14 protein-coding genes and 1 pseudogene are annotated in these 13144 nt (G+C 62.5%); 9 read left to right on the top strand and 6 right to left on the bottom strand.

Annotation, left to right across the window (positions count from 1 at the left end):
- From X744_RS148530 to X744_RS148540, 3 genes and pseudogenes are all read left to right on the top strand, one after another.
- Positions 1-794, top strand: a pseudogene (locus X744_RS148530) (helix-turn-helix domain-containing protein); the annotation flags it as partial.
- A 123-nt stretch (positions 795-917) separates the two neighbouring features.
- Complete coding sequence (locus tag X744_RS148535) at positions 918-1550, top strand: PQQ-binding-like beta-propeller repeat protein (RefSeq protein WP_023761101.1); 633 nt, start codon at positions 918-920, stop codon at positions 1548-1550.
- Between the two features lie 147 nt (positions 1551-1697).
- Positions 1698-2546 (top strand): aldo/keto reductase, encoded by an 849-nt coding sequence (locus tag X744_RS148540; protein WP_023761100.1) that lies wholly within the window; start codon positions 1698-1700, stop codon positions 2544-2546.
- Positions 2547-2634: 88 nt separating this feature from the next.
- On the opposite strand, the gene X744_RS148545 is transcribed toward X744_RS148540, so the two are convergent.
- Positions 2635-2940: a hypothetical protein gene (locus X744_RS148545; protein ID WP_023761099.1), complete on the bottom strand. Its 306-nt coding sequence runs from the start codon at positions 2938-2940 to the stop codon at positions 2635-2637.
- Positions 2941-3349: 409 nt separating this feature from the next.
- Between X744_RS148545 and X744_RS148550 the strand changes: the two genes are divergently transcribed.
- Positions 3350-4855 (top strand): ATP-binding protein, encoded by a 1506-nt coding sequence (locus tag X744_RS148550; RefSeq protein WP_023761098.1) that lies wholly within the window; start codon positions 3350-3352, stop codon positions 4853-4855.
- 115 nt (positions 4856-4970) lie between these two features.
- Here X744_RS148550 and X744_RS148555 read toward each other — a convergent pair whose 3' ends face one another.
- On the bottom strand, positions 4971-5405 hold the full coding sequence (locus tag X744_RS148555) for a hypothetical protein (RefSeq protein ID WP_023761097.1): 435 nt from the start codon (positions 5403-5405) through the stop codon (positions 4971-4973).
- A gap of 30 nt (positions 5406-5435) precedes the next feature.
- A complete protein-coding gene (locus X744_RS148560; RefSeq protein WP_023761096.1) occupies positions 5436-5825 on the bottom strand; it encodes a hypothetical protein in 390 nt (129 codons plus the stop codon).
- Between the two features lie 750 nt (positions 5826-6575).
- On the opposite strand from X744_RS148560, the gene X744_RS148565 reads away from it, so the two are divergent.
- Positions 6576-7664 carry a transporter substrate-binding domain-containing protein gene (locus X744_RS148565; protein WP_084025565.1) on the top strand — a complete coding sequence of 363 codons (1089 nt, stop codon included), beginning with the start codon at positions 6576-6578 and terminating at the stop codon, positions 7662-7664.
- A 126-nt stretch (positions 7665-7790) separates the two neighbouring features.
- Here X744_RS148565 and X744_RS148570 read toward each other — a convergent pair whose 3' ends face one another.
- The 3 genes from X744_RS148570 to X744_RS148580 all read right to left on the bottom strand — a co-directional run bounded on the left by X744_RS148570 (position 7791) and on the right by X744_RS148580 (position 9666).
- On the bottom strand, positions 7791-8681 hold the full coding sequence (locus tag X744_RS148570; RefSeq protein WP_031260715.1) for a hypothetical protein: 891 nt from the start codon (positions 8679-8681) through the stop codon (positions 7791-7793).
- Positions 8682-9019: 338 nt separating this feature from the next.
- Positions 9020-9298: an usg protein gene (locus X744_RS148575; RefSeq protein WP_023761093.1), complete on the bottom strand. Its 279-nt coding sequence runs from the start codon at positions 9296-9298 to the stop codon at positions 9020-9022.
- 23 nt (positions 9299-9321) lie between these two features.
- The gene (locus tag X744_RS148580; RefSeq protein ID WP_023761092.1) at positions 9322-9666 is read right to left on the bottom strand and encodes a hypothetical protein; all 345 of its coding nucleotides are present in this window, start codon (positions 9664-9666) and stop codon (positions 9322-9324) included.
- 350 nt (positions 9667-10016) lie between these two features.
- Between X744_RS148580 and X744_RS148585 the strand changes: the two genes are divergently transcribed.
- The 4 genes from X744_RS148585 to X744_RS1000000176290 all read left to right on the top strand — a co-directional run bounded on the left by X744_RS148585 (position 10017) and on the right by X744_RS1000000176290 (position 13106).
- Positions 10017-10331 carry a co-chaperone GroES gene (locus X744_RS148585; RefSeq protein WP_023761091.1) on the top strand — a complete coding sequence of 105 codons (315 nt, stop codon included), beginning with the start codon at positions 10017-10019 and terminating at the stop codon, positions 10329-10331.
- Between the two features lie 57 nt (positions 10332-10388).
- Entirely contained in the window at positions 10389-12020 is a 1632-nt protein-coding gene (gene groL, locus X744_RS148590; protein WP_023761090.1) for a chaperonin GroEL, read from the top strand.
- A gap of 66 nt (positions 12021-12086) precedes the next feature.
- On the top strand, positions 12087-12311 hold the full coding sequence (locus X744_RS148595; protein WP_023761089.1) for a hypothetical protein: 225 nt from the start codon (positions 12087-12089) through the stop codon (positions 12309-12311).
- Between the two features lie 75 nt (positions 12312-12386).
- Complete coding sequence (locus X744_RS1000000176290; RefSeq protein WP_348626174.1) at positions 12387-13106, top strand: DUF982 domain-containing protein; 720 nt, start codon at positions 12387-12389, stop codon at positions 13104-13106.
- The last annotated feature ends 38 nt before the right edge of the window (positions 13107-13144 follow it).

Genomic DNA, 13144 nt, shown 5'->3' with positions numbered 1-13144 from the left:
CCGCGCGAGCCGCGCACGAGCTTGCCGTCGCCGGCATCGCGATGCGGCGCCTGAAAACGAAGCGGGCGCGCAGGGCATTGGAGTGGGCCCGCCATGCCGCCCGCCGGGCCGGCATTACGGGCCTGATCGCAGAGGTCGACAGCGCATTCCTGGCGCTGGACACGCCGGCGGCGCGGCTGATCGCTGGTGGCGAGCAGCGCCCCTTGCTGCTCGAGGACGTCGAGGCGTTGCAGGCGTCGCCGGCGCTGGTGGTCGATAGCTTCCGCTATGTCGTGCGCCAGCAGGAAGCAACCGTCTCGCTGGCCACGCGCCCGGTGCTGTTTGCGCTGGCACGCACACTCGCCGAAGCCTGGCCTGGCGATGTGTCGCGGGCGAGACTGATCGCCGAAGCCTTCGGCGGCAGGCACGCCGATGAATCGCATCGGGCGCGGCTGCGGGTCGAGATCGGCCGGCTGCGCGTCGAACTGCGGGGGCTGGCCGATATCGGCGCGACCAGCCAAGGCTTCGCACTGGCGCCGCGCCACGAGCGTGAGGTGCTGGTGCTGGCGCGGCCCATCGAGGAGCGGCACGCTGCGGTGCTGGCCTTCCTTGCCGATGGTGAAGCCTGGGCGACCTCTGCGCTGGCACTGGCGCTTGGTATCGGCCAGCGCAGCGTGCAGCGGGCGCTGGAGCAGCTTGGCGAGGCGGGCAAGGTGCAGTTTTTCGGACATGGGCGGGCGCGCCGCTGGATGACGCCGCCGGTGGCTGGATTCACGACGACCTTGTTACTCCCGTCCCCGCTGTCGAACGGCTAAGGTGTGTTGATATTCAGGTGAGGCCGGCCTGCAAATAGTGGCTTCCTGCGCTTCCGGTGCTCACGTTCGACACACCTTCGAACATGACCGGCGGGATGACGACCAAACATTGAGGATCAAGACATGAGACATTCAGCGGCCGAAGTCCTGCACGAGTACGGGCCTTTTCCCGGTGTGGAAAGGGTGCATGGAGTGAGCTTTGACGGCAACAATGTCTGGTTTGCCTCGGGCGAGAGGCTGAACGCCTTCGATCCGGAAAGCGGGCAGGCGCTGCGCTCGATCGATGTCGCGGCACATGCCGGCACCGCCTATGACGGCCGGCATTTCTTCCAGCTTGCCAACGACCTGATACAGAAGATCGACCCTGATACCGGCCAGGTGCTGGCGACCATTCCGGCGCCGGGCGGCGGCGGCGACTCGGGGCTGACCTGGGCCGAAGGGACGCTTTGGGTAGGGCAATACCGCGAGCGCAAGATCCACCAGATCGACCCTGAGACCGGGGCAATCCTGCGCACCATTGAATCCAACCGTTTCGTCACCGGGGTGACCTGGGTCGATGGCGAGCTGTGGCACGCCACCTGGGAAGGCGACCAGAGCGATTTGCGCCGCGTCGACCCGCAATCAGGCAAGGTTTTGGAGAAGCTCGACATGCCGGCCGGCATGGGCGTCTCGGGACTGGAATCCGATGGCGGCGACCGGCTCTTCTGCGGCAGCACCTCTGCCGGGGTGGTGCGGGCGGTGCGCCGGCCGCGGTGAGGCCGAATCCTTCGACGCAAAGATCAGGACCGCAGATCGCACGTGGCAAATTTGTCCCCTGCCGACTGGCCGCCGCTCTCTAGCGAACCTAGATAGGGCGGGCACCGGGCGAACCGCCCGGACCATCTTTGCAAAGGATCCCCCACCATGCCTGAACAGCCCACCATGCCTGGAAAAATTGCGTTGAACGACGGTTCCGCCATTCCCCAACTCGGCCTTGGAGTGTGGCAGGTCGATCAGGACATCACGGCGCAAGTGGTGGGTTGGGGGATCGAGGCCAGCTATCGTCTAATCGACACCGCCGAGGGCTACCGGAACGAGGAGGGGGTCGGAGAGGCGATCCGCAGCGCCGGCGTGCCGAGGGGCGACCTCTTCATCACCTCCAAGCTGCGCAACGGTGCGCACCAGCGCGATGCGGCGCTGCGCGCCTTCGACGAGACGATGGACAAGCTCGCTATCGAGCAGATCGACCTGTTCCTGATCCACTGGCCGGTGCCCAGCCAGGACAAGTACGTCGAGGCCTGGAAGACGCTGGTCGAGCTCAGGCAGTCCGGCCGCATCAAGTCGATCGGCGTTTCGAATTTCAACCAGGACCATCTCGAGCGGATCATCGGCGAGACCGGCGTGACGCCTGTCGTCAACCAGATCGAGCTGCATCCCCAGTTCCAGCAGCGCGGTATCAGGGACTTCCATGCCAGGCATGACATCCGCATCGAAAGCTGGAGCCCGCTGGGCAGCGGTCGGCTGCTGAACGATCCGATCATTGCCGGCATCGCCCGAAAGCATGGCAAGTCCGCGGCTCAGACAATCATCCGCTGGCATCTTCAGGAGGGGCTGATCGTCATTCCAAAATCGATCCACCAGGACCGCATCGCCGCCAATTTCGACGTCTTCGATTTCGAGCTGGATGCGCAGGATCTGCAGACGATCCGCGGCATGGATTCAACCTCCGGCCGCACCGGGCCGAACCCCGCCACGGCCGCGTTTTTGTTCTGAGGGGAGCCGACCGTGAAGCTGCCAATCTCCCCCGCAAGGGTGGAGATCGGCTAATCTCCAGCTGCAGCGATTGGGTACGGCCAGTTCTTCAAATCCCCGAGCCATCCAACTGCTGGGCGTCTTCGCCTTCCCACGGCGCCGGCATGGATGCACGGCTGAGGTTGGCTGTCGGCAGCGGCATCCAGCATTTCAGTTCAGGTTCGGCGTATTCGATGACGCGCCCGGGCGACGAGTCCGATGCGCGCCAGCCTTCCGAGGCGAACTGGTCGGCGCGCGACCAATAGGCGAGATCGACTTCAGCCGGCCCCTGTTCGGATGGGCGCACCGTGACCAGGATCCGGCTGCCATCCCTCGGCGCCGTCGACATGTGGCGCCACCGTTCGGGTTCGTCCATCACAATTCCTCCTCGCACCTGTAGCGTTGGGTGGAGTGTCGCCTCGCGGTCCGAAGGGGTCAACCCAAAGTTTGCGCCATAAAGCGGTCCGGCATGATGTCAGAACAGGATTGGACCAGGCGAAATTGGCGACCGACATATACTGTGAAAGAAACTTGAAGACGTCGGTCGCCAGGGGCGGGGTTGGGACGCACCACGTTGGGGACGCGATGCGAGGTCAGGCTAGGCGGATGCCTGATATCTGCAATCGGAACACCCGCCTATGGTGAACGACTGGTTACTATCCACAGGGTCTGCCCGACGGATCGCGTCTGGGCGGCTGTGCGCAACGCGGAACTGGCGGCCATGCGCGCTCGACGGGCTGTGACCCAGTTGATAAGCCCGTCTGCGAAAGGAGCCTTGAGTCGAAATGACCGTTGCGATCGAGATGGGACACACGACAGCGGGCGCCCCGGCGAACCTGGATCTCGAGGAATTGCTGGCCACCCGGCTTTTGGTGCAGGGCAATTCGGGCTCCGGCAAATCGCATCTCTTGCGGCGGCTCCTGGAGCAGAGCGCGCCCTGGGTGCAGCAGACCATCATCGACCCCGAAGGCGACTTCGTCTCGCTGGGCGACCGTTACGGCCATCTGGTCATCGATGCCGAGCAGCACACCGAGCGTGGCCTGCAGGCGGCTGGCGAGCGGGCGCGCATCCATCGCGTTTCCACCGTGCTCAATCTCGAAGGGCTCGATGCCGAGAACCAGATGCGGCGCGCCGCCGCCTTCCTCGGCGGGCTGTTCGAGGTCGCCCGCGACCACTGGTACCCGATGCTGGTCGTCGTGGACGAGGCGCAGCTGTTCGCACCGGCGGTAGCCGGCGAGGTGTCGGACGAAGCGCGCAAACTTTCGCTTGGCGCGATGACCAATTTGATGTGCCGCGGCCGCAAGCGCGGGCTTGCCGGCATCATCGCCACCCAGCGGCTGGCCAAGCTCGCCAAGAACGTCGCCGCCGAGGCGTCCAATTTCCTCATGGGCCGCACCTTCCTCGATATCGACATGGCGCGCGCCGCCGATCTCCTGGGCATGGAGCGGCGCCAGGCGGAGGCGTTTCGCGACCTGGAGCGCGGGCAGTTCATGGCGCTGGGGCCAGCGCTGTCGCGCCGTCCGCTGGGGCTTCGCATCGGCCCGACCGACACCAGCCCTCGCAACGGAACGCCGCGGCTGATGGCGATGCCGGAGGCGGCGCTGGAGGATGCTCGCGCGATCATCCTGGCCGCCCCGCCCCCAGAGGCCGTGCGCGCGCCGCGCCGGACGGCGTCGCCGGACCTGCTCGATCAGCTGATGGCGGCCAAATCGGCAGCGCTGGAAATCCGCCCCGAGCCGGTGGAGCCGCAAATCAGCGCCGAAGACCTGGCGGAGCGCCGTGAGCGCGTGGATCGTGTGCTGCGCGCCATCCTGGCGCAGCCCGACGCGGGTTTTCGCGTCATCGGGGTGCTCTATCAGGAATTCGTCGTGCGCTGCCGCATCGAAGGCCTCGCCTCGGTCGTGCCCGACCTGCCGGAGTTCCGACGCATGCTGACGCGCGCCCGCGCCGGCCTCGGCTCCGACATGGCGGCAGGCGACGACGCCTGGCAGGATGTCTCGGTGCGTGCCTCGCTGCTGCCCGACGACATGCAAGGCGTGTTCATGATGATCGCGCGTGCGGCGAAGGAAGGCTGGCCGTGCCCAAGCGACGCCGCGATTGCCCGCGCTTACGGTTCCCACTCGCTGCGCCGCGCCCGACGCCTCTTGACCTATATCGAGGAGCAAGGCCTCATCGTCTGCCAGCTCGACGGCGTCGGCCGGCGGACCGTGACGCTGGTCGAACTCGCCTGGGCAACCGCGCCGGGCGACCCGAATGCCGAGGAGGTGGAGCAGGGGAGCCTGGCGCTGTGAGGGGACGGCCCATCAAAACAAGAAGATGGAGCTGCGTTTCCCTGAACCGATGCACCTTGATCGGCTTCTGCATGATCGATGGCCTGAAAATCATTCGCGGCAATACCGGCGACTATCACTTTCGTTCCGTAACTGTCTTGGCAAAACACTTTGCTAGATCTTGTGGCACTCCGAGCTTCTTTGCCCAGGATACCAATTCAGGTTTTTCCGATGGAACCGCATATCCGCCCCATACTTCGCGAAACCGCCTTTTTCCATTGACTGTCTGGAAGAACATCATGCCATCATCGGCCACGGGCGTAGAAAAATAAACGGCGCTCCATTTCCCGCTTTCCAGAATCGTTTGGAATTTCACCTGGGCGGGTTTGACCTTGTTGGTCATCGCCGATGCAACGAGAGGGCCAAACTCTTGTTCGCGCGCCTTCGTCACATCGACCTTTACGCCGTGGCAGTCGCTATTCGCGGCGAAAGCGGACGTCAGCATCATTCCAAGCCCCGCGAGGCCGATCACAACGATCTTGGCACGTCGATGGCTGTCGAATTCAGACATAATCGGCCTCCTTGTTGGCCGCGAGGCCTATCAATTGGAATCGTCATCGTCCGATGAGCTGTCATCGGCTGGCGTGTCGACCTCGCAGCCGATGCCGTGGCATCCCTGGTAATTGCCCTGCGTATCGAAATTCGGATTGCCTTGCTTATCGTACTGCGGCCTGTCGTCGATGCTTTGATCGCCATCATCAGGGTCGTCGACCTTGCATCCCAGCCCATGGCAGCCGATGTAGCGGCCACGCATATCGAAGTTCGGATTGCCGTTCCTGTCGTATTGCGGCCGGTCATCGATCTTCCGATTTTTTTGCTGAGGCCGATCGACCAGGCAGCCGTTTCCGCGACAGCCATCGTAGTCATCGGTGGTGCATCCGGCGACCGCCACCAAGGCAGTGGCGATGATCGCGTAGACCGCGAATTTCATGGTTCATTCCTCGACTGGCTGGCGGCTGCGGGTGTCCGTCAAATGTGTGGCTCGACGACCGAGAGCAGCCTGGGATGGGAGATGGTCCACAGCCTCAAAAGAAGAGCGGGCAGGATCGAGCTCACGGGAGGCCGCATCAGCGGATGTCGATTTCCCCTTTCCATGCTTAGCGCCCGTCCGCCCAAGCATGCAGCAATCACCGGATGCTGTTGCCAAAAAAGCTGCATCCGAAGTCGGCCTGTGGCAAGAAAAAAGCGCCATAGCGCGGGTTGAATTTTGCAAATGCTTAATAATATGGAAAATAGTCTGGAATTCGTGATGATGTCTTAGCAGATACTGAAATGACGTTATCAAAAAATCATGGCAACATATGAATATAACTTATTTCTGTAATCCATATCGCTTCGCAAATATATCGCATTGTTGTTTAAAATCCATACCAAAATGAAAATGGCGTATTACTTAATGACTTCTTTTTGGATAGGGAATGGCCTGATGTGTTGTAAAGCCTGTTTTCGTTACTGGCCAGGCCGTTGCATGCATCCGAAAGAAAAGCCGCCGGCACGAAAGGTTGTTTTCCGAGCTGCCGCATGCCGCAAAACAGCCGATCGGACCGTTCTGCACGTGCCCGGCAACACCGCGCGAGGGCCGGTCGCCGCTCTTCCATGGACGCGCCAGGCTTTCCGGTTTCTGGCGAAATTCCCTTGCCTTCCTCGACCGGGTTGAGATGCCAACAAGGAAAGGATCGCCATGCGGACCTGGTGCAGGCTAGCCGGCTCCTTCATTCTGCTCCTGACGTTGTTGTGGCCGCAAGTTGCAGCCGAGGCGCAACAGCCTTCCGAGCCCTTGAACGTCGGCCTCTTTGTCAACCCTCCCTTCGTCATGAAAGACAAGGGGCAGTTCACCGGCATGGCGGTCGATCTTTGGGAGGGCCTCGCGGCTAAACTCGGCCGCCAGTATCGCTACGTCCAGTTCGACACCATTCGCGATCTGGTTCTGGCGACCGCTTCCGGCAAAGTCGACGTAGCGGTCACAAATTTGACGATCAATCAATCCCGGGCCGAACTGCTCGACTTCACCCAGCCCTGGTTCGACGGCGGCATGCGGATCATGATCAGCACGGATCAGGGAAAGGGCTTCGGCAACCTGATCGCGGGTCTTGGCGACGCCGGCTTCCTAAAAGCTTATGCCTGGATAGCCCTGATCATTGTCGCTGCCACGGTCCTGCTCACCTTCTTCGATCGCCGGTTCGACGAGGCTTTCCCCAAGCGATGGCGCGACGGCTTTGCCGAGAGCTTCTATTCAGTGATGTCGGTCGCGACATCCGGCAAGTCGCCTTCGCGAAAGAACCTGTTCGGCTGGGTCGGCCGTATCTGGCAGGGGCTATGGCTGGTCTGTGGTATCGCTGTCCTTGCCTATGTCACCTCGTCGGTGACGAGCGTGATGACCACCCTTTCCCTCACAAACAAGATCAATGGCCTCGCCGATCTGACCGACAGGCCGGTCGGTGTGCTGACGGGCACCGTCGAGGAGGATTTTGCCCGGCAACAGGGGCTGCAAACTCTCACCTACGCTGGGCTCGATCGCGCCGTCGAAGGTCTTGTGAATGGCAACGTCGCTGCAATCATCGCCGATGCCCCCGTTCTCGAATACCACGCCTACACCCATCCCGATCTACCGGTGAAGGTGGTCGGGCCGCTGTTCGAACCTGACAAGTACGGCTTCGCGCTTCCGCGACAGAGCCTCCTGACCCGCCCCCTGACGATAGAAGTGCTTGGCGCTCATGATGCGGGCGAGATCGATGATCTGCGGACCAAGTATTTTGGGTCTGCTCAATGATGTTTGGGTGTCAATCGGCGGTGAGATTTGGCTCCCGCCCCATCGCTCAACCGAAACCGACTATTTCGACTTGCGGCCAAGGCCCATGGAGATTTCACGCCGAGGCGACGGGCGCCGCGACGAGACTCAGCCCGTGAACGCTTTGAATGTGTCCTTGGAGGTCAGCATCACCTCGCCCTTGAACGAGATCGAGAAATCACCAAGCTGATACTGGCCTTGGTCATTCTTCACCAGAATATCGCCATCAATCTTGTTGAAGCCACTCTCGATACCTTTGATGATCCTGTCGACGTAGCGTAGGTCGATCTTGACAGAGAGTATATCGTTCTTGGTCATCTGTTGCGCGAGACGTTGGAGCTTCGGGTCGTCGCCGATACTTTGCAGAAGCGTCTCAACGACCTCGGGACTGATGCGCGCCAACGCCGCGTTCAGAGCCGGCAATGCCTTCTCCAGGCTGAACAATGAATCGGAAGTCATCCTGCCTGCGTCGGCGTAGTTAAGGCTTTGGTTGCTGATCGCCTTGTTCGCCTGCGCCTGCGGGCTGCGGTCGGCGGCAGCCCCCATCTCGTCCTCGACAGCCCAAATATAGTCATGCTCGTCCATTGCCATCACCGTTTCCCGCGTCTCGCCGGCAGGGATGAAATAGCGCGCAACGGTGGAGTCTTCGTGCCGGCGGTCCGCCTCGACCATCGAGATGATGAAGCGCGTATACTCGGCATAGAGTTCGCCATAATTGGCCTTGCCGGCCAGCATGTAGGGGTCGTCCGCCGTAGTCGTAGAAGCCGCGCCGATGGACGAAGTCGCCGGCACATCGGTCTTGGAGGTCTGGCCGAAGCCGCTGAACGGATCGTATTCGATGCCGTCCTCGTTGCCGGTCGCGCCCGGACGAATGACCGGGGCCTCGGTCCGCAGCGCTGTGCCCGCTTTGACGAAGGTCGGCTGGCCGGCGCCGGCAAAACCGCTTCTGGCCGACATCAGCTTCTGTATCGTGAAGGTTAGGTCCGAGGTGATCTGCATCGAGCGATCCTTGAATTTCACATGCCTTGGGGTGCAATACACAGAATGAAGCACGGCAGTTAAACAATGGTTGAAGTGGAGTCCGGCAAAAATAGTTATCCTGGCGCCAAAATCGTTTGTGAAATATAATTCACCAGCAACTAATATAGTTGCTTAAGTCATGAAGGCGAAGAACCTTTGAAGCCGATTCTTCGGCCACCGCCATGCTCAGTCATTGGACTGTCGATAGTCCAAGTGATCTGAGCATAGAGCGAAGCCTCAGGCCGGGACGCTCGCGCGGCGATGCTGGGGTCGTTTATCGGCTCCCGTGAGCGCGGCGCTCGAGCCGTGCGAATCGCTTACTGGATGGCGATGATGCCGTCGATGGCCCGCCATTCCGAAGGCCGGATCAGCCGGTGGTGGGCCACCCGAACCGAATGCAGCGGGCCCTCGAGTTCGCGCTCCCAGTAGGATAAAAACCCGTGGAGTTCGGGAAAGTCGGGGGCAAGGTCGTAGTCCTGCCAGACATAGAGCTGAAGCAAGCTCGGATGGTCGGGCAGGCGATAGTGAATCTCTGCCGTGGTCAGGCCATAGCCTTCCATCTGGAGGCGGAATTCCTTGCTGACGCTTGCGACCATTCGTTTCTCCTTTCTGTCGGATATCAGGCGCCCAGCCTGTCGAAGAGATGAGGGAACTCGCCGGGCTCATGAGGTGGCGCCGAGGCGTCGCCGTCGAGCTTGAACAGCGCGTCCATGATCTGGTCGAACGACACTGGTTGGCTGGCGCCCGGCGGTTGGCGCAGTGCCGGCATGGAATAGACGGCGCAGGCATCCGACGCCCAGGAAGACAGGATGGCACGCTTTTCCCACAGGTCGAGCGTGTCGTCGCTCAGCACCTCTTCGGGATGGTTGAAGTGGCTGGCCGGCTGGAGCAGGCGGTCAAGCGCGTAGTCGGATGTTTCGGCGGCCGGGGTGGAAGTGATCGGTGAATAAGCCTGTCGTTCCATCGATATGCTCCGTCTGCGAACAACTCCTTAGGAGGGTAAGCGGTTCCGGCGCCCGCGATGGCGCCGGCGGGGAGATAATTTGTTGGGTGGTGGCGGAAGATTCAAGCGGCGGCCCGTCCTCGCGGAATAAGGGCGTCCTCGCGGAATAAGCCTGCGTTAACAGGCTTTTGGCACTCGCAGTGCCCGAGTGCCAAATTTTTTTGGCCGGGCTCTTGAAACCGCAAACCGGCAAACTAGCTCGATATGCGCGCGCGATGCTGCAAAGGGTCGCAGCGTCCCCGTGCCGGTCCGATATGGTCGGTCCGGCGCGGAGGAGCCGTAGAAATTTGTTTGTCCAAAAGGAGAACGAAATGGCGTTCCGTCCATTGCATGACCGTATCCTGGTCCGCCGCGTCGAAGCCGAGGAAAAGACGGCGGGCGGCATCATCATTCCCGACACGGCAAAGGAAAAGCCGCAGGAAGGCGAGGTGCTCGCCACGGGTCCCGGCGCGCGCGACGACAGCGGCAAGCTGACCGAACTCGACGTCAAGGTCGGCGACCGCATCCTGTTCGGCAAATGGTCGGGCACCGAGATCCGGCTCGACGGCCAGGATTTGCTCATCATGAAGGAAAGCGACGTGATGGGCGTGATCGAGCAGGCCGAGCAAGTGAAGAAGGCTGCATGACGGCTCCTTCCAGATCCAACCAGTCAACGAATGCTGCCTAGATGAAGGAGTGATCCAATGGCTGCCAAAGAGGTGAAATTCCATACCGAAGCGCGCGAGAAGATGCTGCGCGGCGTCGACATCCTCGCCAACGCGGTGAAGGTGACACTCGGCCCCAAGGGGCGCAACGTCGTCATCGACAAGTCATTCGGCGCGCCGCGCATCACCAAGGACGGCGTCACTGTCGCCAAGGAGATCGAGCTTGAGGACAAGTTCGAGAACATGGGCGCGCAGATGGTGCGTGAGGTGGCCTCCAAGACCAGCGACATTGCCGGCGACGGCACCACGACGGCGACCGTTCTGGCGCAGGCCATCGTCCAGGAAGGCGCGAAGGCCGTTGCCGCCGGCATGAACCCGATGGATTTGAAGCGCGGCATCGACAAGGCGGTCGACGCGATCGTCGCCGAGCTGAAGGCCAATGCCCGCAACGTGACCAGGAACGACGAAATCGCGCAGGTCGGCACCATCTCGGCCAATGGCGATGCCGAGATCGGCCGCTTCCTCGCCCAGGCGATGGAAAAGGTCGGCAATGAAGGGGTGATCACGGTCGAGGAAGCCAAGACCGCCGAGACTGAACTCGAAGTTGTCGAAGGCATGCAGTTCGACCGCGGCTATCTCTCGCCCTATTTCATCACCAACCAGGACAAGATGCGCGTGGAGCTCGAGGAGCCCTATGTGCTGATCCACGAGAAGAAGCTCTCCAACCTGCAGGCGATGCTGCCCGTGCTCGAAGCCGCGGTGCAGTCTTCCAAGCCGCTGCTGATCATCGCCGAGGACGTCGAGGGCGAGGCGCTGGCGACGCTGGTCGTCAACAAGCTGCGCGGCGGCCTGAAGGTCGCGGCCGTCAAGGCGCCAGGCTTCGGCGACCGCCGCAAGGCCATGCTGGAAGACATCGCCATTCTCACCGGCGGCACCGCGATCAGCGAGGATCTCGGCATCAAGCTGGAGAATGTCACGCTGCAGATGCTTGGTCGCGCCAAGAAGGTGGTGATCGAGAAGGAGAACACCACCATTGTCGATGGTGTCGGGCGCAAGGAAGAGATCCAGGGCCGCATTGCCCAGATCAAGGCTCAGATCGAGGAGACCACCTCCGACTACGACCGCGAGAAGCTGCAGGAGCGGCTGGCCAAGCTCGCCGGCGGCGTCGCGGTGATCCGGGTCGGCGGCTCGACCGAGGTCGAGGTCAGGGAGCGCAAAGATCGCGTCGACGACGCGCTGCACGCGACCCGCGCTGCGGTGGAGGAGGGCGTGCTGCCCGGCGGCGGCGTCGCGTTGCTGAGGGCCGCCAAGGCGCTCGATGCCGTGCAGACCGACAATGCGGATCAGCGAACCGGGGTCGAGATCGTTCGCCGCGCCATAGAAACGCCGGTCCGCCAGATCGCCGAGAATGCAGGCGCGGAGGGGTCGATCATCGTCGGCAAGCTGCGCGAGAGGAACGAGTTCGGCTGGGGTTGGAACGCCCAGACCAACGAATTCGGCGATCTCTACAGCCAGGGCGTGATCGACCCGGCGAAAGTGGTACGCGCAGCTCTTCAGGACGCGGCATCAGTCGCCGGCCTGCTCGTCACGACCGAAGCGATGGTAGCCGAGAAGCCGAAGAAGGAAGCCGCCACCCCGGCCATGCCGGCCGGCGCCGGTATGGACTTCTGAGGTCGCGGCCAATCCGCCCGCTCCCCACGGGGAGCGGGCATCAGTCGGAAAAAAGTGGAGGTATACATGGATGCAATGGCTGGCCTCGGAGCCGTACCGGCGCCGACGCATCAGGCAAAGGAATTCCTGGCCTACGAGACTGAATGCAGGAGCGCACTGCAGCCGCTGCTGGCGGGGCTGCTCGACATGGCCGAAGCCGCCGGCTGGAACCGGCGTACCGCGGCGTCGACGCTGATGTTCCTTGCCGCGCAGCAGGTGTCGGCCGCTGCCAAGGCGTCCGCCGGCGGCTGAACTGGCGAGCGCTGTTTAGCGATCTTCGTCCTGTTGCATGCGACGGAAAACATTTGCTGTTGTGGAGGTGGAGATGTGATTGCGGGCCGGTTGCGTGAATGCCTGAAAATACTGAGATGGGAGGCGGGCGACCTGGCGGCCGAACTTGGCCGTCCGCAAAGCGAGGTCGCATCCTGGCTTGATGGCCGCAATCCGTCTCCGCTTGCCGTCGTCGCTTGGCTGGAGGCGCTGGTGAAGGCGCACAGGGCGCTGCCGGCGCCGGGCCGATGCGTTCCGTCGCTCGGCGCGGCCAGTGTCGGGCCGGCCAAGCTCGAACTGACCGGATCGAGCTTGCCAGGACCGAACTGGGCGGCGATCCGGGCGCGATCGGCGGCACCGAAACGGCTATTCAATCCTCGATACAAGACGTCCAGCCCCACCCACCCTAGCCCCGGCGGGCAGCGCTCTTCGGTCTTCGGTCCGCCGCAGGTCCTGCACAATCGAGAGGAGGCACGAGCCATGAATCATGGGCAGTTCAAGGAACCGGTCACCCTTCTGGTCGGAATGGGTTTTCCGAGGAAGATCGACAGCGTGATGGAAGCCTATGCCCTGCTGCAGGATTGGCCGGCCGCCAGCCGCAATGGCGCCCATGCCGTCGCGCTCAACGCTTGCAGGGCCGGCATCGCCGGTGAGATCGATGCGGAGACGGTGCGGGCCACCCTGGTCACCTTCGCGCGCCGCAACGACATACTTGTGCCGGATATGGCGTCGCCGCCGGCAGCGGTAGCGAATGGTGCGCAGCACGAGGTGAGCTGACGACGACGCATGGCCGCTCGGGCGTTGCCAATGGTTCG

Source organism: Mesorhizobium sp. LNHC252B00 (genome assembly GCF_000502955.1).
Taxonomy (GTDB): domain Bacteria; phylum Pseudomonadota; class Alphaproteobacteria; order Rhizobiales; family Rhizobiaceae; genus Mesorhizobium.
The sequence above is the reverse complement of the archived record's forward strand: the minus strand, read 5'-3'. Positions and strand labels throughout refer to the sequence as shown.